The 22,824-nt window shown below is 37.7% G+C and carries 23 protein-coding genes and 1 riboswitch; of the genes, 5 read left to right on the top strand and 18 right to left on the bottom strand.

From position 1 onward, the window contains the following. Nucleotides 1-15: 15 nt before the first annotated feature. From JNUCC76_RS03785 to JNUCC76_RS03775, 3 genes are all read right to left on the bottom strand, one after another. Nucleotides 16-1,212 carry an ammonium transporter gene (locus JNUCC76_RS03785; protein ID WP_454155935.1) on the bottom strand — a complete coding sequence of 399 codons (1,197 nt, stop codon included), beginning with the start codon at nt 1,210-1,212 and terminating at the stop codon, nt 16-18. 161 nt (nt 1,213-1,373) lie between these two features. Continuing rightward, the gene (gene pyk, locus JNUCC76_RS03780; RefSeq protein ID WP_454155933.1) at nt 1,374-2,795 is read right to left on the bottom strand and encodes a pyruvate kinase; all 1,422 of its coding nucleotides are present in this window, start codon (nt 2,793-2,795) and stop codon (nt 1,374-1,376) included. Between the two features lie 95 nt (nt 2,796-2,890). Beyond that, on the bottom strand, nt 2,891-6,229 hold the full coding sequence (locus JNUCC76_RS03775) for a DNA polymerase III subunit alpha (RefSeq protein ID WP_454155932.1): 3,339 nt from the start codon (nt 6,227-6,229) through the stop codon (nt 2,891-2,893). A gap of 194 nt (nt 6,230-6,423) precedes the next feature. Between JNUCC76_RS03775 and JNUCC76_RS03770 the strand changes: the two genes are divergently transcribed. Then, nucleotides 6,424-6,621, top strand: coding sequence for a YjzD family protein (locus JNUCC76_RS03770; protein WP_454155930.1), 198 nt, complete (start codon nt 6,424-6,426; stop codon nt 6,619-6,621). Nucleotides 6,622-6,673: 52 nt separating this feature from the next. Here JNUCC76_RS03770 and pepT read toward each other — a convergent pair whose 3' ends face one another. The 3 genes from pepT to JNUCC76_RS03755 are packed head-to-tail and all read right to left on the bottom strand — an operon-like array spanning nt 6,674 to nt 9,424. Then, on the bottom strand, nt 6,674-7,909 hold the full coding sequence (pepT, locus tag JNUCC76_RS03765; protein ID WP_454155928.1) for a peptidase T: 1,236 nt from the start codon (nt 7,907-7,909) through the stop codon (nt 6,674-6,676). A gap of 43 nt (nt 7,910-7,952) precedes the next feature. After that, nucleotides 7,953-8,738 (bottom strand): Nif3-like dinuclear metal center hexameric protein, encoded by a 786-nt coding sequence (locus JNUCC76_RS03760; RefSeq protein WP_454155926.1) that lies wholly within the window; start codon nt 8,736-8,738, stop codon nt 7,953-7,955. Further along, a complete protein-coding gene (locus JNUCC76_RS03755; protein WP_454155924.1) occupies nt 8,735-9,424 on the bottom strand; it encodes a tRNA (adenine(22)-N(1))-methyltransferase in 690 nt (229 codons plus the stop codon). The genes JNUCC76_RS03760 and JNUCC76_RS03755 overlap by 4 nt, the downstream gene beginning before the upstream one ends. 253 nt (nt 9,425-9,677) lie before the next feature. After that, nucleotides 9,678-9,767, top strand: a riboswitch (TPP riboswitch). 279 nt (nt 9,768-10,046) lie between these two features. On the opposite strand from JNUCC76_RS03755, the gene JNUCC76_RS03750 reads away from it, so the two are divergent. Genes JNUCC76_RS03750 through JNUCC76_RS03735 form a run of 4 tightly spaced genes read left to right on the top strand, consistent with a single transcriptional unit; the run spans nt 10,047 to nt 12,960 of the window. Further along, nucleotides 10,047-10,628: an ECF transporter S component gene (locus JNUCC76_RS03750; RefSeq protein ID WP_454155922.1), complete on the top strand. Its 582-nt coding sequence runs from the start codon at nt 10,047-10,049 to the stop codon at nt 10,626-10,628. Next, on the top strand, nt 10,625-10,918 hold the full coding sequence (locus JNUCC76_RS03745; protein ID WP_454155921.1) for a thiamine-binding protein: 294 nt from the start codon (nt 10,625-10,627) through the stop codon (nt 10,916-10,918). The genes JNUCC76_RS03750 and JNUCC76_RS03745 overlap by 4 nt, the downstream gene beginning before the upstream one ends. Nucleotides 10,919-10,948: 30 nt before the next feature. Continuing rightward, the gene (locus tag JNUCC76_RS03740) at nt 10,949-12,322 is read left to right on the top strand and encodes an ATP-binding cassette domain-containing protein (protein ID WP_454155919.1); all 1,374 of its coding nucleotides are present in this window, start codon (nt 10,949-10,951) and stop codon (nt 12,320-12,322) included. Next, nucleotides 12,319-12,960, top strand: a complete 642-nt coding sequence (locus tag JNUCC76_RS03735; RefSeq protein WP_454155918.1) for an energy-coupling factor transporter transmembrane component T family protein — start codon at nt 12,319-12,321, stop codon at nt 12,958-12,960. The genes JNUCC76_RS03740 and JNUCC76_RS03735 overlap by 4 nt, the downstream gene beginning before the upstream one ends. On the opposite strand, the gene rnhB is transcribed toward JNUCC76_RS03735, so the two are convergent. The 12 genes from rnhB to JNUCC76_RS03675 all read right to left on the bottom strand — a co-directional run bounded on the left by rnhB (nt 12,944) and on the right by JNUCC76_RS03675 (nt 22,814). Next, complete coding sequence (gene rnhB / locus JNUCC76_RS03730; RefSeq protein WP_454155916.1) at nt 12,944-13,705, bottom strand: ribonuclease HII; 762 nt, start codon at nt 13,703-13,705, stop codon at nt 12,944-12,946. The genes JNUCC76_RS03735 and rnhB overlap by 17 nt on opposite strands. After that, nucleotides 13,698-14,552 carry a ribosome biogenesis GTPase YlqF gene (ylqF, locus tag JNUCC76_RS03725; protein WP_260342605.1) on the bottom strand — a complete coding sequence of 285 codons (855 nt, stop codon included), beginning with the start codon at nt 14,550-14,552 and terminating at the stop codon, nt 13,698-13,700. The genes rnhB and ylqF overlap by 8 nt, the downstream gene beginning before the upstream one ends. A 22-nt stretch (nt 14,553-14,574) precedes the next feature. Further along, entirely contained in the window at nt 14,575-14,802 is a 228-nt protein-coding gene (locus JNUCC76_RS03720; RefSeq protein ID WP_004164222.1) for a YozE family protein, read from the bottom strand. Next, nucleotides 14,789-15,403, bottom strand: coding sequence for a YpmS family protein (locus JNUCC76_RS03715; protein ID WP_454155913.1), 615 nt, complete (start codon nt 15,401-15,403; stop codon nt 14,789-14,791). Before JNUCC76_RS03715 ends, JNUCC76_RS03720 begins: the two co-directional genes overlap by 14 nt. Continuing rightward, nucleotides 15,385-16,296 (bottom strand): SGNH/GDSL hydrolase family protein, encoded by a 912-nt coding sequence (locus tag JNUCC76_RS03710; protein ID WP_454155911.1) that lies wholly within the window; start codon nt 16,294-16,296, stop codon nt 15,385-15,387. Before JNUCC76_RS03710 ends, JNUCC76_RS03715 begins: the two co-directional genes overlap by 19 nt. Before the next feature lie 91 nt (nt 16,297-16,387). Then, nucleotides 16,388-17,089, bottom strand: coding sequence for a nicotinamide mononucleotide transporter family protein (locus JNUCC76_RS03705; protein ID WP_454155909.1), 702 nt, complete (start codon nt 17,087-17,089; stop codon nt 16,388-16,390). A gap of 154 nt (nt 17,090-17,243) precedes the next feature. After that, a complete protein-coding gene (locus JNUCC76_RS03700) occupies nt 17,244-17,792 on the bottom strand; it encodes an ECF transporter S component (RefSeq protein ID WP_454155907.1) in 549 nt (182 codons plus the stop codon). Continuing rightward, nucleotides 17,789-18,775 (bottom strand): nucleoside hydrolase, encoded by a 987-nt coding sequence (locus JNUCC76_RS03695; protein WP_454155905.1) that lies wholly within the window; start codon nt 18,773-18,775, stop codon nt 17,789-17,791. Before JNUCC76_RS03695 ends, JNUCC76_RS03700 begins: the two co-directional genes overlap by 4 nt. A gap of 180 nt (nt 18,776-18,955) precedes the next feature. Beyond that, on the bottom strand, nt 18,956-19,810 hold the full coding sequence (locus tag JNUCC76_RS03690) for a DegV family protein (protein WP_454155904.1): 855 nt from the start codon (nt 19,808-19,810) through the stop codon (nt 18,956-18,958). A 9-nt stretch (nt 19,811-19,819) separates the two neighbouring features. Beyond that, a complete protein-coding gene (locus JNUCC76_RS03685; protein ID WP_454155902.1) occupies nt 19,820-20,317 on the bottom strand; it encodes a dihydrofolate reductase in 498 nt (165 codons plus the stop codon). After that, on the bottom strand, nt 20,304-21,509 hold the full coding sequence (locus tag JNUCC76_RS03680; RefSeq protein ID WP_454155900.1) for a CCA tRNA nucleotidyltransferase: 1,206 nt from the start codon (nt 21,507-21,509) through the stop codon (nt 20,304-20,306). The genes JNUCC76_RS03685 and JNUCC76_RS03680 overlap by 14 nt, the downstream gene beginning before the upstream one ends. 39 nt (nt 21,510-21,548) lie before the next feature. Further along, nucleotides 21,549-22,814 (bottom strand): tetratricopeptide repeat protein, encoded by a 1,266-nt coding sequence (locus JNUCC76_RS03675; RefSeq protein ID WP_454155898.1) that lies wholly within the window; start codon nt 22,812-22,814, stop codon nt 21,549-21,551. Between the last annotated feature and the right edge of the window lie 10 nt (nt 22,815-22,824).

Here is a 22,824-nt window from a genome sequence, read left to right as displayed (position 1 = left end):
AAGGACTATTGTCCTTTATTCCACAGTCAAATCATGCATAATTGCGTCATAACCTTCAGCTTCTTCATCAGCGGTCAAACGCAATGGCGCAGCAATAAATTCTGTTATTTTAGCTAAAACATATGTGCCAATCGCCGCAAATACGATAGTAAATAAAATTGCGATTAACTGTTTACCAACCAATGATACATCACCGTTGATTAAACCAGCAACACCGCCAACACTTTTATCAGCAAATACACCTGTCAAGATTGCGCCCACAGCGCCACCAATACCATGAATACCAAAAGCATCTAGTGTATCGTCATATCCAAAACTATTTTTAACAAATGTGATACCAGCAAAGCCTATAAACCCAGCTAAGAGTCCCATCACTACAGCTGCCCATGGTGCCACAAACCCTGCTGCAGGCGTAATAGCAACTAATCCAGCAACACCACCACTAGTAACACCAGATAATGTAGCACGCCCATGATACTTATATTCAACGAGGCCCCAAGTTAGTACAGCTGCAGCTGATGCTAGCCATGTGTTAACTAACGCTAGAACTGCTGTGCCATTTGCTGCGAGAGCTGATCCAGAGTTAAACCCAAACCATCCAACCCATAGCAACGCACCACCAATCAAAACATAAGAAGGTCGTACAGGTATGTGTTTGTCAATATGACGATGTCCAATCATCAAAGCCAATACCAATCCAGTTACACCACTAGAAATGTGAACAACAGTTCCACCAGCAAAATCAATCGCGCCTAGCTGAGCCAAAAATCCACCACCCCAAACCATGTGCGCTAACGGTGAGTAGATAAAAATCAACCAAAGTGCGATGAATACAAGCAATGCTTTGATTCTAACTCGACCAATTACGGATCCAGTAATAATTGCTGCAGTTATTATCGGAAACATGCCTTGAAACAAGGCAAATGCACCGTCAGGAATTGTTAAATCTTTAGTAGAATGCGTGAACGAAACATTCGTTAAGAACAAATGTTTAAAATTACCAATTACATTTCCACTACCACCAAATGATAATGTATATCCAACAACAAACCACACTAACGAAGCAATTCCAATAATCATAACTGGAATAAACATCGTGTGCAGCAAGTTTCTACGCTCACCCAATCCACCGTAGAACAAGGCTAATCCAGGTGTCATTACCCAGACTAATGCAGCTGAAACTAAAACCCATGCTAAATCACCACTGTCCATTAAATCACTCCTACTTGTTTTTCTTTATTAATTTAATATTAGCAGTTCTCTAAATTTTAGTATTAAACTGTGGTAGCTTTTCTTACATTAAATTAAAAAGGCTATAGTGATTGAATAATCAAATCACTATAGTCTTTTTTTGCAAGTACAAACTAGAATTATTATACTGTTTGAACAGTCAACATATTTGTTGTACCTGATTGTGACATTGGTACACCTGCTGCAATAACAATAGTATCACCTGAATTAGCCAATCCTTGGTCTTTAACGGCCTTCTTAGCTAAGTCGACCATTTCGTCAATAGTCTTTGGTGCATCATAAACCACTGGAACAACACCATAGTTCAATGTCAAACCACGTTGTACGCGTTCAGAATAGGTAACGGCCAAAATGTTAACATCAGGACGGTGCTTTGAAACCATACGTGCAGTGTAACCAGAGTTAGTTGATACAACAACAGCTTTAGCATTCACATTACGTGCGATACGAGCAACAGATGCTGCAACAGCTTCTGTTGAATCAGTCTCATCAAAGAAAATATCCTCATGACGACCGTTTTCGCGCAATGAAGTTTCAGCTTTTTCGTCGATAGCAGCCATTGTGGCAACAGATTCAACTGGATAATCTCCGTTAGCTGATTCACCTGATAACATTGTTGCATCAGTACCATCAAACACAGCGTTGGCAACATCGGAAGCTTCGGCACGTGTTGGACGTGGGTTTTCTTCCATTGAGTCAAGCATTTGTGTAGCAGTAATAACAGGCAAACCTGCTTTGTTCATCTTGCGAATCATGTCTTTTTGAACCAAAGGCACGTTTTCAGCAGGAATTTCAACACCCATGTCACCACGTGGTACCATCAAAGCATCTGAAACTTCCAAGATTGCATCAAGATTGTCGATACCTTCTTGTGACTCAATCTTAGGAATAATTTGAACATGTTCCATGTTCTTTTCCTTCAGCAATGCACGAATTTCGAGCACATCTTCAGGCTTACGAACGAATGAAGCAGCAATGTAGTTGATTTCGTGATCCAAACCAAAGCGGATGTCATCAGCATCTTTTTCAGTAATACCTGGCAAATTAATTGAAACACCAGGTGCGTTAACACCCTTACGTGATCCCAAAATACCATCATTATCAACGCGAACAACTAATTCGCGAGTGGCTGAATCTTTTTCGACAACAGTTGTACCAAGCAACCCATCATCAAACAAGACTTGTCCACCTTCTTTAACATCATCGAACAAACCAGCGTATGTAACGGCGATTTTTTCTTTTGTTCCTTCAAGGTTTTCATCCATTGCAATACGCAATGTGTCACCAGTATGGAATTCAATTTTGCCGTCAGCTTGCTTTGTTGTACGGATTTCAGCACCCTTAGTGTCCAACAAGATACCAACTGTCTTACCAGTGATCTTTTCGGCTTCGTGAACAGCATTCATACGACCCAAATGTTCTTCGTGATCACCGTGTGAAAAGTTAAAACGGAATACGTTGGCGCCCGCTTGGATTAACTTTACGATTGTTTCGACATCAGATGATGACGGACCAAGTGTTGAGACGATTTTCGTCTTTTTCATGGTTAAATAGCTCCTTAGTTATCTTGGTTGTTGCTTGTGCAACTCTACCCAATCTCTATTTTATACATTATGACCCATTTGTACAAGTCATATTATTAGTAAGTTTGTTTAAAAATAATATTTTCACTACCCAGTAAAGCTGCTAATTCGCGCATGATAACGGTTTCACTAGTCATCCAAAATTCTTGATCAAGTTTTTGATTTTTACCATCTTTTTGCCAGTGAATTACCACTGGATTATGGCCATGATGTTTTTTCATGATTTGGCCAATTTCCTCACGTCTTTCCGGTGTGTCATGCTTTTCGTCAAGCTGAAGAAACCAAGTCCCTTGAATGGTTTGGACGCGCTGGGGTTCTGGCGCTAAATTAATGTGATTAGCCACAATAGCGATTTCATTCCGCATATCACGCTCTGATTTACCAGCAATACTCAATATCGTTCCTGGCTTTAGAAAATTGCTTATTTTTTTAAATAGTTGCGGGAATATGGTTACACTAATTTCTCCAGTGGTATCAGAGACTTTCACGAAAGCCATATCATCCCCCTTTTTAGTGCGGATCTGGCGAATACTGTCGACAATTGCGATTATTTTCTCAACCTGACTGGGCTGTACGACATTTCCTATTTGACTAAAACCATTTTCCAAAATGAAATCAACATATGTATCTAAAGGATGACCTGATAAATTAACGCCAATGACTTCTTTTTCTTTTTTCAGACGATCAGACAAAGCAAAATCATCATACTTCTTAATTTTCGTTTCTTCCAAAATTAAGTTACCAAAGCTTGCACCTTCAATCAAGCTCGCTAGATTTTCGATTAGTTCGCGTTGATTATAGCCAAACGAATCAAGTGCACCAGCATATACTAACTGCTCTAAAACTTCTCGTTTACGCATTTTATCTGGCAAACGTCTGACAAAGGACTGGATTGTTTGAAATGAACCATTATTTTGCCGTTCTTCTAATACACCTGTCACAAAGTCCGTACGAACACCACGGATGTTGTTCAAGCCCATTTGTAATTGGCTTTCGATAGATGTCCAAAGCTTATATGATTTGTTGATGTCTGGCGCTAATACTACAATTCCGCGCATTTTGGCTTCAGATACATATTGCTGCACTTTTTTTTGTTCCCCCAGATTTGCATTTAATAGAGCTGTAAAAAAAGCAACTGGATAATGTGCCTTTAGAAAGGCTAACTCAAAAGCCAATTTACTATAAGCAACTGCATGAGAACGATTGAAACCATAATTAGCGAATTCATCAATATAAGAAAAAATAAGTTCTGCTTGTTCTTGATCATGCCCATTTTTCAAAGCACCTTTAATAAATTTCTCATGCAGTTTTTGCATTTTGTCGACTTTTTTCTTCGACATGGCACTTCGTAAAACATCCGCCTCGCCTAGCGTGAACCCAGCATATGACTCCGCAACTAGCATAACCTGCTCTTGATATACAATGATACCGAAAGTTGGCGCCAAAATTGATTTCAAACTAGGATCTGGGATTGTCACTGGTTCTTTACCATGGCGTCGAGCGATAAACTTATCAATATTTTGTGCAGGACCAGGACGGTAAAGCGCGTTAACAGCCACAATATGTTCAAAGGTGACCGGTTTCAACTTTCGCAATACGTTTTTAATGCCTGCAGATTCAAACTGGAAAACTCCATTTGTGTCGCCTTTAGCAAATAATGCTAGGGTTTTGGCATCATCTAAAGCAATTTTAGTAATATCAAATCCTTCTGGTAGCTCTTTTTGAGCATAATAGAGTGCTTGGCTTAAAATTGCCAAATTTTGTAATCCTAGAATATCGATTTTAAGTAACCCTAATTGTTCAACTGGATCTTTTTCAAATTGTGTTAATAAGCGTCCCTCCGTACCAGATTGCACGGGCAATGTTTTTACCAAAGGGTTCGCACTGAGTACAATTCCTGCCGCATGTGTAGAGTAATTTTTTGGTAGACCCTCAATTTTCAAAGCCGTTTGTAATAATAGTCTACCATTATCAATATCACGAAGAGCATTCTGCAATTGTGGCGCTTTGAGCGCATCATCAATAGACACTTTTCGTCCATTTTTTCCTTCAGGTATACTAGCACTCAACTTGCTCAATGCTGGGGTTGGTAATCCAAACACTCTACCAACATCACGTAGGGCTTGCTTAGAAGCTAAAGTACCAAATGTAATAATCTGACCAAAATTTCTTTTCCCGTACTTTTGATAAAGGTAGGTGAATAGTTCTTCACGCTTGCTTGGTGGCCAATCAATATCAATATCAGGCATTTGCACGCGCTCATCATTTAGAAAACGTTCAAATAGCAAATTAAATTGCAAGGGATCTACATCGGTAATTTGTAAACTGTACGCAACCAAAGATCCAGCGACAGAACCACGACCTGGTCCAGTTTGAATGTGGTTTTTATGTGCAAAGTTAACAATGTCCCAAACAATCAGGAAGTAATCGCTAAATCCTAACAATTCAATGGTTTTTAATTCGTGCTGCAATCTTTCTTCGTACAAGTTCAAGCTCGTATTATGTCCTTGTAATCGTTTTTTTAATCCATTGACAGCAATTGTTTCTAAAAACTGTGCGTTGGTCACGCCAGATGGTGTTTCAAAAGGTGGTAAAGCCGTATCTTTAAATTCAATGCTGACATTGCTTTTTGAAACCAATAATTCGTTATTAATATAAGCTGTCTTTAGTATTTCTGTATCTTGATATTCTTGCTGAACAACAGTTAAATCTCTTAAAATATGTGAACCTTGTTGCTGAGCCAAAATTTTAATATCGTCCAATTTAACATTTGCATCAATTGCTTTTAAGACTTGAGTAGTGAAAGCATCATCTGAGTTAAGATAATCAATATCATCTAAAGCAATCATACGACCACCAGTTCGTTCGCTAAATTGCGCTAATCTCTCTTGTATCTGCGGTGCCATTTGCGAATTAATACCAATAAAAGAATGGTGCTCGTCCACAAGGGTGATAAGTTGTTGCCAATAGTTATCAACTTCCTCATACCCTGAAGAGATGAGTTGAACGAGCTCACTGTCAGTTGGAAAAACAATGTTTATACCAGCTAAGTGTTTAACCATTGTTTCCCACTGAAAATCTCCCTGACTGGTCATCTTCGCTGATGATAGCCACATTAGATTTTGGTAGCCTACTTGGTTCTCAGCTAATAGTACGATTGGAAATAGTGTAGCAGTATTCACAAGTCCGTTGACCATCAATGTCAAGCCAAATAAGGGTTTAATTCCATGCTTTCTTGTTTGTCGAAACCAGTCTATCGCTCCGTACATTACATTAACATCAGCCAGTGCAATGGCTTCATAACCACGAGTCTTTGCTGTCTGGACAATTTGTTCAATTGTATTTGGATTTTTTAATAAGCTATAACTGCTTAAAATTTGAAGCGGTGCGTACATTTCAACTCCTTATACGAACATCTGTTTTCTTTAATTATACAGAAAAATCACATAAAAGTCGTCAATTTTAACAAATATTAGGGTTCTTCAAAATCAAAAATTAGACATTTTCTATTTTCTTGTTTAAATTCACTTAAAAACTTGCCATTTGTGAAAAAAGGTGTATTATAATGACAGTAAAGAGGTAAAAAATCATGAAATACATTATGGTAGCAATTTGGTCGGCAATATTTGGTGAAATTTTGGGTTATATTGTATCCCAATTGAATTCTGGCACTTATGATTTTGTTACTGTTGCTGTCATTGCTGTTATTGTTGGTGAAATTGCGATAGTTGCGATTCCAGCAATTTCAGGATCAGCTGCACCAAAAGAAGTTGCGTCTGAAGAATAAATCACAAGATTAAAAAAGAGCTCAGTTGAGCTCTTTTTTGTTTATCCAAAAGTTATTTTTCTTGTGCAAGTTTTACAATTTCTAAAATAACGTCTGTTGCCTGTTCCATGACTGTTGTAGAAACATATTCAAAACGGCCATGCATATTTTCGCCTCCAGCAAAAATATTTGGTGTTGGTAGCCCTAGGAAAGTTATTTTTGAACCATCGGTACCACCACGGACAGGTTCAATAATTGGTTTAATCGCTAAGTTATTCATCGCTTTTTCAGCCAAATTAACTGAACGCATATCATCTTTCAAGATTTCACCCATATTATAGTATTGATCTTTCAATACAACTTTAATACGCTTTTCCCCTAATTTCTGATTAAAGGCATCGGCAATATCTAATAATCTTTGCTTACGTTCTTCAAATATATTTCGGTCATGATCACGAACAATATAACGCAGAGTTGCTTCTTCAGGATTACCGTCAACTGCTAGAAGATGCCAAAATCCTTCTGTTCCTTCGGTGTTTTCTGGGCGATCATGGACAGGAAGTTGTTCATGAAAATCAAATGCTAGTTGAATGGCATTAACCATTGTATCTTTTGCAGTTCCTGGATGAACATTTCGTCCCTGAATTGTGATATCGGCGCTCGCAGCATTAAATGTCTCCCACTCAAGCTCGCCTAACGGTCCGCCATCCATTGTATAAGCGAAGTCAGCACCAAATGCTTCAACATCAAAATGATCGGCACCGATGCCAATCTCTTCATCTGGTCCAAAAGCAAATCGCAAATCACCATGTTTGATCTCTGGATGTGCAATTAAATACTGGGCTGCCGTAATGATTTCAGCATCTCCAGCTTTATCATCAGCACCTAATAGTGTTGTGCCATCAGTTGTAATTAAAGTATGTCCCGCATATTTTTTTAAGCTAGGAAATTCGTTAGTTGTCAATTCGTAACCACTATTTCCCAACTTAATTGACGATTGGCCGTCGTAATTTTTAACAATTTGTGGGTTAATGTTCGCTCCATTAAAATCTGCAGTATCGACGTGTGCAATAAAGCCAATTGTGGGTACAGCACTGTCATCAATATTGCTGGATAATTCCGCAAATACATAACCATCTTTCATGGTGCGTACATTTTCAAGACCAATAGCTTTTAATTCGTCAGCTAAATCTGCCAAAAAAGCGACCTCTTTAGGTGACGAAGGTACTGTTTCTGAGTTCTCATCAGATTGCGTATCTACTTTTATATACTTCAAAAAACGTTCTGTTAATTCAGGATACTTTGTCATATATTACTCCTTTTGAGCATTTGCCCACTGCTTTAGCCGTTCACTAAATATATTTGTATGGATCTGTATTGATTTTTGTAGCAACTATATCAACAGTGTCACCAAACCATTCTTTGACCTTATCAACCATTTTTTCATTAGCAATGGCTTCCATATGATGATCAGGATCGATCACAATAAAATTTGAAGCCAAGATGTCGTGCCCAACGTGATAGTAGACATCGGCTGTGACATAGGCATCAGCTCCAGCTTGTTGCGCAACCCGCCACCAACGGCCACCATCTCCACCTAGCACAGCGATCTTTTGAATTGGCTTTGTCACATCGTTAGCGATAACGCGCACTGCTTGAACTTTAAACAAATCACGAATTTTCACAGCGTATTCTTGTACAGAAATTGGTTGCACTAATTGTCCAATCCTGCCAAGACCCGTTCTCTTATCTACATTTGGTACCAGAGGCACTGCATTTTGAATACCGAGCGCTTCAGCCAGCCAATCGTTCATGCCACCTTGTGCACTATCCATATTAGTATGTGAAGCATAAACAACAATATGGTGTTGAATCAAATCTGCATACATTCGATTTTGAGGCTGTGATAAGTCTAGATTTTTTGCCGGAAAGAACATGACCTCATGGTGTGCCCATATAAAATCGACCTGATTATCAATTGCTTCTTGAACCACTTCTGGACGAACATCAAGGGCTGTTATTACTCGATGCACGGGCTGTTTAGGATCACCAATTTGCAGTCCCGTAGGGTCACCCTCCTCAGCTAATTGTTTGGGCGCAAAAATCTCAATCTTGTCAATTAGCTCTTGTGCAATCACTTGATAACCTCCTGAATTTGCTGATATTTGTTTTTCCAATCTTGATAAATGGGTGAATCAGTTTTTCCAGCAAATTCAAGATTTTCAAAAATTGTGTCGATACGGTCCAATTCTTTCTGCCATTTAGCAACAAAAACGGACGTTTTGCTCTTTCGCAAGACAGGACCAAATTTTTTATCAAGGCTTGATAAAATTTGGGTGCCCTTTGTTGCAATCATAATTTCATAAAAATGGTTATCCTCTTGTTCAACAACCTCGTCGTTAATTTTATACTGATGGTTGTTTAGCCATGTTCGCACAACGTGCTCATCAGTATTGGGTTGTAGTATAAGCGTTTCAAAATGTTTTGCTCTTGAAAATCCCGCTTCTAATATGTCTGTAATTAAGACACCGCCCATACCAGCGATTGTGACTGTGTCAATATGATCCTCATCTTTAATTGCCGCTAATCCATTCGCCAATCTCGCCTCAAGTTGTGTGGTTAACGATTTTCGAACAATTTCGTGCTGCGCATTTTCGTAAGGTCCTTTAGCAACCTCACCAGCAATTGCGAACGAAATTTTGTTATTAATTAATAAATTAGCAGGTAAATAAGCGTGATCAGAGCCAATATCGGCTAACCTTGCGCCTTTGGGTACAAATGAAGCCACAGCTGCAAGCCGTGGTGAAAGATGAATACTGTCCATTTTCTATCCTTAGAGTTGTTTTTTACTCATTTTAGTATAACAAATAACTCAATATCTCGCTGATATCATGTACTTTTAATTAATAAAGACCACAAGTTACATCATACTCAAATTTCTTCATTAAAAACATTAAAATGTTAGAAAATATAACATTATTTGGTGATTAAATTCTATAACATACGAATGAATAGTTTGCACGATAATTGGTCCTGTGTTACACTCTATGCGTGAGCTTTTCACAAATAACTGAAAACACCAAAATCTGGGGTGCCGTCGTGCTGAGATAAAACCCATTACACCTGATCTAGATAATACTAGCGTAGGGAGATTTACTTGAAAATGTATTTATGAAATGACATATCTTACCAGTACTATGTTTTGTAACGTTATCACTATAATATGTGATGATGAAATAACACAAGTTTGTTAAGTGTCGTTTATGCATTGAAATTATGACCACAATTTTTCAAGCCAGTCTTCCTTGTGAAGTCTGGCTTTTTCTAATTACACCCGATTTTGCGGTGATTTCGGCTACATCAATTATTAACCAATAAGTCATGAAAACAGTTGTATATCTCATACTCTTATTGGTTAATATCGGAAATTTTAGGAGGTTTTGCAAATGTCTGCAAACAAATGGTCACTTCGCGATGTTATCTTCATCGCACTAATCGGTGTGTTTTTTGGATTTATATTTTGGGCTTGGGCATTTGGCTATAATGTCATCGCTGCCTTTTTAACACCATTCGGATTAAGCGCATATGCTAATGATGCAACATTGGGTCCTTGGCTAATGGCTGGTCCTATGGCTGGGTTCATCTTACGTCGTCCTGGTGCATCTATTATAGGTGAAACACTTGGCGGCACAATTGAAATGGTTTTTGGCTCTCAATGGGGTGTCATGAATGTTGTCGCTGCATTAATCCAAGGGTTTGGTACCGAACTTGGATTTGCTGTATTTGGCTACCGTCGTTGGGACAAAACGAGTTTGTCAATGTCTGTCATCACAGTTACTATTGTGACATTTATTTGGGACCTTTTCCGCAATGGATATGCTGATTATTCATTTGGTTTGTTGATTGGATTATTCATTACTCGTCTCATTTCAGCAGCTATTTTTGCAGGAGTTATCGTTTACTTCACACAAAAACTAGTTGCTAAATCAGGTATTCTAGAGGTTAATAAAAACGAGGTGGTCTCATGATATCAAGTATTGCAGTCCAAGTATTACCAATGACAGCTGATACAGAAAAAATCATTCGCATAGTTGATCATGTGATTGCTTACATTGACAAGAGTGGTGTCAACTATCAGGTAGGTGCTTTTGAATCAACTCTTGACGGTGATTACGATCAATTAATGGATATTTTGAAAAATCTGCCGAAGGTTGCAGCAGAAATTAGTGACATTCCTGTCATGGTTTACAGCAAAATAAACATGGCTACAGATTCTGATGTTTTAACCATTGCAAAGAAAACAGATAAATATAAATAAGCGGAATTTCCGCGTACATAGGGAATTATTATGGTTACTCGTTTAAAACATATCAGTTTGTCATATGGCAACACAAAAATACTTGATGATACCACTATGTCAATATCTCACAATAGTTTTAACCTATTAATCGGTCCATCTGGCTCTGGAAAATCAACCCTTCTCCGAATATTTGCAGGACTATATCCCCAACTAAAAGGTGAAGTGCTTGTTAATGATCAATCAGTTACCACATTACCAGCTAACGAAAAAGCTAAAGTCGTCGGTTTTTTATTTCAAGATCCAGACACTCAATTTGTTATGAAAACACCACTGGAAGAATTGATTTTTACTTTAGAAAACTTGCAAGTTCATCCTTCTGATATCAAGCAACGTGCAACGCATGCTCTAGAATTTGTTGGTATCTCAGAATTAACTCATCAAGATATTAACACCTTATCAGGTGGTGAAAAGCAAAAAGTTGCATTAGCTATCATTGTTGCAATGCAAAGTGATTTCTTATTATTAGACGAACCTTTTGCAAATATTGATAGCCAATCTCGTCAGGATCTATTAGCTAAATTGAAAGATTTACAAAAACAGGGACAAACCACTATATTAATCACTGATCACGATTTACATGGGTACGAACCACTTGTTGATCATGTATGGGAAATACACCACAAAAAAGTAACAACTGTTAATAACTTTCAGAATCGTATTTTACCGGAACAAAATGTCCACCTGCAATTACCTAAAGAAGGTGTTTTGCAATTAAAAAACTTTGAACTTTTAGTGGGACAACGTCAATTAATTAGTATTTCTGATTTATCTTTGGCTCCTGGTGGAATTACGCTCCTTACTGGAGCAAATGGCACAGGCAAGTCATCCCTTTTTAATGCGCTAACTCGTCTAAAATCCTACCAAGGTGACATTTTGTATATGGATCAAAATATCAAAAAATTTAATGCTGCAAAATATGCAAAACAAGTAGCATTGATATTTCAAAATGCAGAACGACAATTTTTACGAATGACGATTCGTGAGGAAATCGCGTTGAGCGTGCAACATGCGCAGCAACCAGAAAAATGGTCCGAAAAAGTCATTACTCGTTATTTAGAGCGCTTAAATTTGGATGGACTACAAGATCATGTCGTTTATCAGCTCTCTGGCGGGCAAAAGAAAAAAGTTCAACTCTTGGTGATGCTAATTGTTGGTACACCAATATTATTGTTAGACGAACCTATTGCTGGTCTGGACACAGATTCTGTTCGTGTTGTAGGCGAAATTTTACGAGAAATCGCAGACATTGGACGACAACGTTTTATTATTATTAGCCACCAACTAGATCAGCTACGCCCAATCATTGATTATCATTTGCATCTATCTAATCGAACGTTACAATATATGGAGCATTTTTTATGAATCCAAGTGTTAAATTTCTACTTATACTTATCGTTAGCATCGAACTAACTTTTGTCCTGAATTATCAAATCAATGTTGTTGTAACGATTGTTGCTGGTATTTATCTTGTTCTTTCAAAACTGTCTTGGAAACGTTATTTGCTATTAATTGCCATGCCTATCTTGCCTGTCTTAGGTGCATGGACATCATTTACAACTTTTGGTTCCCATGAAATGGCAATTATCATGATAACTCGAATTGTCGCCTATATATTCCTAGGAGCGGCTTTTTCGTTTACAACGGATATGGTCCTGCTTCTAGACACACTTGAACAAAAATTTCGTGTGCCAACCACTTTTGTCTACGGTCTTCGCGGTGCATTATCTTTTGTGCCACGTGTTAAACAAGAAATTCAAACTATCCGAACAGCAGCCTTAATGCGTGGTGAATCTTTAACATTTTACTCACCACAATTATTTTTCAAAGCTATTCTAGTTTCACTCCGATGGTCAACTCGTTTAGCAGAAGCTATGGCCTCGCACGGATTTACCGAAAATGCTGAGCGGACACACTTTAAAACAATTGTGATCAAAAAAAGAGACTGGATGATGGCAATCAGTCTCTTAGTCATATTACAGTGCATCATAATATATCTTTAATAGGTGCAAATGTTTTACGATGAATCGGTGTAATGCCGATTTTTTTAATACCCTCAAGATGTTCTTTTGTACCGTATCCAGCGTTCTTTTCGAAACCATAACCAGGATATTTTAAACCATAAGAAGCCATTAGGCGATCACGTGTGACCTTTGCAATAATACTGGCTGCACCTATAGAATTACTTCGTGCATCCCCTTTAATTAAAAATTCTTGTGGCAAATCTAAATCTAACCGCATAGCATCTATTAATAAAGCTTCAGGTACGGGAGCCAACTGGTTGACTGCCTCTTTCATCGCAACACGCGCTGCTTCATAAATATTAATTTCATCAATAATTGAGGCTTCGACGCTACCAACACCTATAGAAATTGCTTTTTCTATAATTTTGTCGTACAACTCGTCTCTTTTTTTTGCAGACAGTTGCTTAGAATCTATGACATCTAAAACATCAAAATCATGCGGTAAAATAACAGCTGCCGCAACAACTGGGCCAGCTAAAGGCCCCCGACCAACTTCATCCACGCCAGCAATTAAGTCGTAGCCTTGCATCCAGTACTGACGCTCAATATCAAAACGAGATAAAAAATGCTCGCGTTTTTCCTGCAACATCACTTGCTTTTTTTGCCAAGCTCTCAAAGCATTTTGTACGCCAACACGTTTATCTTGTTGCCAAATCAGCAACTGCTCATCGTTAGGCAACATATTTTTCAATTGTAATTTAATATTTGCAATTGTGTCAGTCATTTTTCATCTCAATTAAATCAAGTGTAAACGCCCCTAATTTATTTTTTCTAAGATCATTTAGTATTCGTTCACTGGCCTTGTCATAATCGTCTTTGAATCCTAATTTGCTTGTGATGGATAATAAAACATCTACATTCTCTTGATCAAAAATATTGTCGTTCAAATGATATCGCTCAATAATGGCCTCTGGTCGATATTCTCGAAAAAAGTTAATTAAAAATAGTGCAGCATCATCTTTGGCAAAGATTGTATCTTTCACCGCTCCTGTTAATGCTAGTTTCATGCCGATGTTCTGATCTTCAAACTTTGGCCAGAGCACTCCTGGGGAATCCAGTAATTCTAATTTTGTTGGCGTTTTTAGCCAAGCAACTTTCTTCGTTACACCTGGTCGATCCGCCGTTGGCGCAACATTTTTCATTACCAAGTGATTCAATAATGTTGACTTACCGACATTTGGCACTCCAGAAATCATGGCGCGAATAGGCTGATCTTGAATACCTTTTGCTAGTTGTGCTGCTTTTTTTGCTTCAACTGCTCGTCGAGCTGCTTTAGTCACTAATTGCGGAGTCCTTGGGTCACGCGTATCGAGCACAAGTACTGTGTATCCTTGTGCTTCGAAATGTTTTTTCCATGCCCGTGTTTGATCAGGATCTGCTAAATCAGCTTTAGTCATAATTAACAAACGGGGTTTATTGCCGATTAACTTATCCACTTCCGGATTACGGGAGCTTTCGGGAATACGGGAATCAACCAGCTCAAAAACAACGTCAACTAGTTTTAAATTTTCCCGCATCAAACGAAAAGCTTTGGCCATATGGCCAGGGAACCATTGAATTATTTGTGCCATTAAACATATATCCTTTCTAACATCAACGCTCAGCGTTGTATAGTGACCACGCTTCATCAAATGTTGTCATACTCATTAAATAGGTTGTATTCTCTTCTAAGTACTTTGACAATTCATCAAAATCACTACTTTGTTTTGGAAATGACGAATCTAAAAAGGCATTATTTGCAAATTGTTGCACTTCATTGGCTGCCATAGAATTACGATTCGTCATTAACCAATTGTAAAATGAACGATCACTTTTTCTCATTTGCAAGACCTCCTTGGAAAACAAACTGATCTGCTTTTATATTAATGACCTTTGCTTTAAATTTAATACCTTGCGTTGTGGGTAACTTGCTCATATCAATAAATATTTGTTTCTTCTTCGGTACGATTGTAACGTATTGAGGCGCATCATAACTTGATCTGACGTAACTCATCACAGTTTTAATCGGCAACGATAGGTTACCGATTGCTAAAGACTTCGCCTGCATAACAATGTTACCATTAGGTGTTAGCTTGGCATCTAAAGCCATACCAAAATTAAACTTTTGCCCTAGAAATTTTGCACTGCCATACATCATCACATCATCACCAATTTTAAATGTATAACCACTATTATCTGTATCATTAAGGTAATGAGCTACCAAAGCATTAATTTGTTTTTTATTCAAGGTTACATCAAACGTCGCATCTGATTTGCTTACTTTAGACACATTATCTTTTATTTTCACGGGGCCTGTTGCATCATTAAAAATCCAAATAAACCCAATTATTAGAAAAAGTAGCAATCCCCAAAAAAGCCAAAACCAAATTGGTTTCTTTTTTTTAACTTCAGTTTTCGATCTAATTAATGTTTGATCAGCCATTTATCTGCTTCCTTTTGCATTTTGTTAAATAATTGTGTTGTCATATAATTATAGCCCTTATTATTTGGATGGTAATTATCATCAGTACTAATCCATGCGTTATTAACACCTGCTTTACCAGTTAATACGGCAGTCATAGCAGCATCCGAACTTGTACTATTATTAGAGCTTGCAGATTCTAAAATCAATTTTTCACGTTGCGCCGCTGTTTTGAATTGACCATATGTCAAATCAAAAATATTAACAAAATATGCATTACCATCTTTTTTTGCGACAGTAGCATTAACTTCATTAAATAACTTAACATCGGCGTTAAAATCTGATCTGTCAGCAAAATGAACATATAATGGATTATAATTTCCAAATATGAAAATGGGTGCATCTGAATTGAAAGAACGAATATCCTTAAATAAGGCTGTGAGCTTTTGTTGATAAGATTGTTGCCCTGTTTTAACAGCAGCAGATAACGCCTTTGGTGAAGTTGCTAATACATTTTTTAAAAGTATTTGTTGTAAGTCATTCCCACCTGAAGTCATTATAATTACATTAGCTTCTTTTAGATGAGCTTTAAACTTTTGCTGCGTGTCCAATCTTTTTTGAATTTGATCGGAGCGGTCTCCTGCTTTTCCAAAATTGCTAATCGTTACACTGATATTATCAGTAGAACGAATTTTTTTTGCAATACGGCCAGAGTAGCCCCTCATATTCTTTTCGTCACCAACACCTTCAGTTAATGAGTCACCTAGCGCAACTAAATTAATGTGCGAAACTTTTTTTACAGAACTTTGAGATTCATTCAAATTGTTTTTTTGATTTTCCCAGATTTTGATACCGTAAAACGCACCAATGCCAACCAGTAAGATAACTATGAAACTAATGGCAAATTTTCGCATGCGTAATTCTCCTGAAACTTTACTGGTAACCATTATAGCGTAAATAATTACTATGTACAAAGAACGAGTTTTACCGTTCTTTATTTTACTGCTATGAAATATTATCTTGGCGCTTTGCTCTCCAAACTGGATAAGCAATACTACTATTTGCAATGTAATATAAATATTTCCCTACATTAGCAAAGTTACCTTGAGTCAGAGCCTTTGCTAATTGAACAACATTGTATATTATCCAGAACAACCACTGATCTTCAATCTTGAAAACATTCATAATGTTAGGAATTAAAGATAAAGCAAAAACTGTGCTTGATAACCAAAATAATGGACTTGTGCTTTGAAATGCTAAATAATTTAATCCAAAACTTAAAATTATTGCCCCTATAATCATGACAAAAAATAATTTTTTAAAATCAAGTGCCCGATTTACTCGCTTATCACCATAATGAGTCCAGCCACCAACTGAGGCCGCGTTAATAAGAAACGAAAGCGGATAAGTTAGAACAGCACCACTGTTTCCTAACATAAAATCAATTATTCCAGAAAGCAATGTATTGAATGTACCAACAACATTACCAAATTTATTCAAACGAGATGTTAAACGAGTTGACATTATTGATAAACTGGATGACACAACAGAAATAATACCAAAAGGAACATACTTTGCCCAATTATCATGAGCAAACATCACTACACTAGCCAAATTATTAAACAAATAACCCGAACTATAAGCAACAAAAGCAACAATCAAAATCCCAACTATATCAATAATCCATGATCGGTTAAGTTTTTGCATTAGAATTAGCATAATAAAATGCCCTCCGCTTGTTTTTCGAACACCGAAACGGCAACGTGCTCATCAGTTTGTTGTTAACGAGCCGATCTGCCGTGAACGCCCGGAGTAGTTTTGAATGGCATATTCAGGCCAATATATTGTACTAACGTATTAGTTAACTCAAATTAATACGTCTAGTAATAATACTATATACTACAGCTACAACATACACACCAATTATACGGTCAAGGTAGTCAGTGCCAACTTGTACTAAGAAAACGGATAATGTCTGATTCATCCCCAAACCGTGAAGTACCTGTACAATTGTACTAGATCCTGAAGATGTTATACCATGAAATAATATGACCGTGATAATTGAGCTTACAATTGTAGCTGGAACAGATATAACAAGTGCCAACCACCAAATTTTTTTTATTTCCGTAGCTTTCACTTTTCGATACACAAAACCAGCCATAAGTGCGGTGACTATTTGACTAGGCATGAAATAAATTGAAAAAAGATCGCCTGTAAAACCATTGATCATTGCTGTTAGAACGCCAACTATAACGCCCCCGATTGGGCCAAAAAAAGCTGCACCTAATAATGTTCCTATTGTATCTAGATAAACTGGTAGTTTTGCTAGCAAAGCAACATGACCACCAACAATATTAACAACTATAAATAGCGCAATAAGTGTTATGCGTTGAGTAGAAATTCTTCTCATGATAACACCTCAAGATTTGTGGCAATTTTAGTTAACTCGGTTAACACTATTGATGAAGATAAGTTCAATAAGCGAGCTATTATTTCAGACATGACATGTAATGAATCAACTTCTGTTAAAATAACTGCATTAGGCTCTTCTTGCCAAAAATCAGCTACATCAACAATGCTTTGACCTAATGCAATACCATCAGTCACCACCGTGACATATTTACTCATGCCCCTTGTGTATTCAGGATAAAGTGCATGGATAATAACTAGCGGGTCATTAATGACCGCACCCAATACATGTTCCTGTTTCCAATGAAAATCAAAATAAAATTGAATTATTTTTGTAATAAATATTGAGTTAGCAGGGTTTAAACGTTGCATTAATGACAGAATATTTGGTGTTAACAATATTTTTCTCGTAACATCGAGTGGCACAATTTCAGCAACAATTGGACTGTTTTTTAAAACGTAATCTGCTGCGTCCGGATCAACCCAAAAGTTATATTCAGCAACCGGTGAAGTATTACCATTTGATTGATAAGCACCGCCCATTATAATTAATCGTGACATATTTTTCCAGCATTTGGGCGTACTTTGCATTGATATAGCAATATTGGTCAATGGCCCTAAAGCCAGCACCCAAACATCATCATTATTAGAAAGTAATTGCTCATAAGCTGATAAAGCCTTGAGTTTACTAGCCGATATTATAGGAGCAGTAACATTGCTTTCTCCAAGCCCATCTATACCATGCGTGTCCTGAGCACTAATATATTCATGTTTCAACGGTAAGGGAGCACCTTCAAAAACGGGAATATCAGGTTTCCCAGCCTCTTCAAGAACTTTAAGGGCATTCTGCACACCAATATCAGTAGGTACATTGCCCTCGACAACAGTAATTCCAATGACATCTAATTCTGGAGAATTTAGCGCAACAAGAAGTGCTAAACTATCATCTATTCCAGGGTCTGTGTCAATAATAACTTTTTGCATTTCATCTTTCCTTTCGTTCACATGCGAATCATATTATCAAAATACTCATCACACTTGGTTTTTTATTCTGGGATTTTCCGAACCAGTCCGGCACAATTGCCGATTTTGATAAATGCTTTTTAAGTGTACCAATTTTAAGCGCACAATAAAACCCCAGAAATAGAATTCTGGGGTTTTATGTTAACGCGCTCGGTACAAAATTGCTAATGCGCCTACGCCTGTGTGAGTAGAAATAATTGGTGTTGTATTTAAAACTGGAATTTCAATATCAGGCCAAATTGCTTTTAAGCGTGCTGCAATTTGAGCTGCTTCCTCTGGAATTCCTGCGTGAGAAATACCTATTGACAATACTTCCTTATACTCTTGCATCTTAGCAATAACATTATTGTTGAATTTAGCAATAGTCTTCATACCTCTACCTTTGAGAAGCACTTCAACGGTACCATCATTTTTTGTTACACCAGCACCTACTTTTATATTAAGTAAATTACCGATGATTCCTTGTGTTTTACTCAAGCGACCACCGGCAACCATATTTGTCAAAGAAGTAAAACTCAAAAAGATATGCGATTCATCCCGAGCTTTTTCAACCGCTGGTAAAATTTCAGCCATCGTAGCCCCTTGGGAGGCCATTTTCGCCGCTTGTAAGACAACAAATGCTTGCGCACGGTCAGCTGCTAATGTGTCAAATGTTGTAATCTTAGCACTTGTCAATGCAGCTGCTTGTTCAGCAGCGCGAACAGTTCCTGACAGCCCTGATGATAAATGGAGACTTAAAATTTCGGAATCTGGAAATTTCTTATGAATATCATCATAAACAGCTTGAAATGTGCCGATTGAGGGTTGCGATGTTTGAGGGAGACTCTTACTTTCAACCATCTTTTCAAGAAACTCATCGCGCTGAATAGTGACACCATCTTCATAGACTGTACCATCGATTTGTACTGATAGTGGCACAATTTTGATATCATATTTGGTAATTTCTTCTGGAGTTAATGCTACAGCTGAATCTGTAACGATTTTAATATTTGACATATTCTTTCCTTATATGCGTTCATAGCGTTCGACAACGAATGCGTAATCATGATTATTATCTTTCGCATGTGGTTCACTGGACTTTAGTTGGAATTGTGTTAAATCCACCTCATCAACAAAAGTATCACCATCAATCACACCGTCAACTCGCGTTATAACTAAATCTGTTGCATAAGGCATAAACTCACGGTAAACCGCTGCACCACCAGCAATCGTAATATCTCGCTCTTCCTTAGCTATCAAATGCTTGGCTTCTTCAATGGAATGAATAACTTTTACTTCTGGATAACTCGGTGTCCAGTCTTCTTGCCTAGTCATAACTACAGTTGTTCGTTTAGGCAATGGTCGCCCAATACTAAGCCACGTTGGACGCCCCATAATCATTAAGGTATTCACCGTTTCATCTCTAAACAGCTTGAGGTCATCAGGCATATGCCAAGGTATACCACCATCTTTTCCAATTGCATGTTGACGATCTTCAGCCCATACCATTTTAATTTTGGTCATTTACGTACTCCTTTGCAAATTTTTCAAGTGCGTCGTGATCATTTAAAACATCACCAACAACGACAGCATACTCAATTTTTTTAAGCACACGCCCCAATAAAGGCCCAGGTGCTAAAATACCAGAACGAATCAATTCACCACCACTAATGTTAATATCGGCAGCTTTTGTAATCGGTAACATCTCTATTATATGACTTATTCTTTCAATTGTCTCGGACTGAATATTGGTTAGGGCCAAAACTTCAAGTAATTCTTTCTGATAAGCCAAAACTTGGTATATATCAAATACAGTTGACTTCTCTGGATTATGTACGATTGGAACAATTGCACTGACCATTTTCATCACGTTACGACTCATTTTCCAATCGTACATAAATTGACGACGTTTCTTGTCATCAAATTGAGATCTTGACAATACATGTGTCCAAGCAACGGCGTAATTTGTAGCCTGGTTTTTATTTAAATCAGCTATAATACTTGACCAATCTTCAATGTGCGGACCTGGTAAATAATTCATGACCTGATCGCGCAGGGCCAGTTCTAAACTTTGCGATGCTTGATTGCCTAACAACAGTTTTTCAAATTCAACTCGAACTCGCTCGACAGCGATCTTAACCAAGTTCGGTGCCAAATCTACCAATGCTTTTTGGGTGTCAGCTTCAATGTTAAAACCAAGTTGGGCGCTAAATCTCAAAGCCCGCATCATTCTCAGGGCATCTTCTGTGAAACGTTTTTCGGCATCTCCAACGGCTCTAATAACGCCTTTTTTCATGTCCTCTAGGCCATCAAAAAAATCCAATATTTCACCGTCGTGCCGCATTGCCAAAGCATTAATTGTGAAATCACGCCTTTTAAGATCCTCTTCGAGGCTACGTACAAAAGTGACACGATCAGGTCGCCTAAAATCCGTGTAAGTTGACTCGACACGAAAAGTCGTAATTTCATATCCTGTTCCATGGTCCAAAACCATAACTGTTCCGTGTTGAATGCCCGTATCCACAGTATTATGAAACAATGATTTAACTTCTTCTGGAAAAGCGCTACTTGCAATATCAACATCATGGATCGTTTTTCCAAGCACAGTATCACGCACCGAACCACCAACAAAATAAGCTTCAAATCCAGCATCTTCTAACTTTGTTAATATTGGTTGTGCATCTATAAATTCTTGAGGTAATTGTGTAATTTTCATATGAGTCTATTTTACCAAAATAGCGGCAATTGCGTATCTTTAATATTTTGTATTTTCTAATCGCATTTGCATATCAGCATCATCTGGTTCGATGTTTAAATATCTGACCATCATGTCAATCTCGCTTGCACGTTCACCTTCTTCATGGTACCAGTCAATAATATCACGCAAAAACGAAGCATTTTCTTGGAAAAACGGTAAAGCCATTTCCCAATATTTAGTAGCTTGGTCTTCCTTGCTTTCCTGATAATAGGCGCGCGCCAAATGCCAATAAAACTCAGGATCAATAACATCTTCTTGAATATGTTTCTCTAACAACTGAATGTCTGCTTCAAATTCTCGTTGCTTTAATAGCAAAGCAGACAAAACAATTATTGACGGTATATCTGTATCATCTAAAGCTAAAGCATTTTGATAATATGCTTTAGCTTTAGCATTATCTCCAAGTTTTTCTGCCGCCAGCCCAGCTAAACGGTATAATACTGTGTTGGTCTCATCTTGAGCTAACCCTTCTTGATAAACTCGGTAAGCGTCCTCAAGTTGTTGTTCTTGCTCGTACGCTTGTCCCAATATCGGATAAATAGACGTATATTTTGGGTCCACTTCCAATACACCATTAAACAAATCAATCGCTTCTTGGATTCGTTTGTTTCCTTGATACAAAACTGCTAGTTGGAATCGTGTATCTAATGTCATCTGTTCTGGTTTAATTTGTTCTAAATAACCAACCGCATGCTCATAATTGCCTACTTGAGCGTACGCCATACCAATCCGCGCTACAATATCAACTCGACTAATTTCTCGTTTGCCTTTTTTCAGCAACGCACGATAGCGTGGAATCGCCTTGGGGTAACTTTGATTAGCGTAATAGAATTCAGCTAAGGCAAATTGAATCACATCTTCATCTGGGGATATCTTTTCTGCCTGCAATAGACTGTGTTCTGCGGATTCCGTTAATCCCTCAGACTGATAGACGTCTGCCTTAACAAGTAGAGCCTGTAAGTATGAAGGTGAGTCAGGATTAATTTGCGCTAAATAGTCTTGCGCTTCATCAATCTCACCATCTTCAATCGCAATATCAGCTAATGCCGTACGAAGTTCATCCTCATCGGGGTATTTTTCTAATAATTTTTTATAGGCACGACGTGACTGATTCAAAAACCCAAGAGCATATAGCTCCTCAGCTAAACTATAAATTAAATCATCACTATCTTTTCGTAATGATTGTGCAAAAAACTTTTTTGCATCATCTAGTTGCCCACTTGAGAGAGCATCAAGCATTTGTTGCGCATAGTTTGTTTCCATAATAACCTCG

Source organism: Leuconostoc sp. JNUCC 76, from assembly GCF_053667755.1.
The sequence above is the reverse complement of the archived record's forward strand: the minus strand, read 5'-3'. Positions and strand labels throughout refer to the sequence as shown.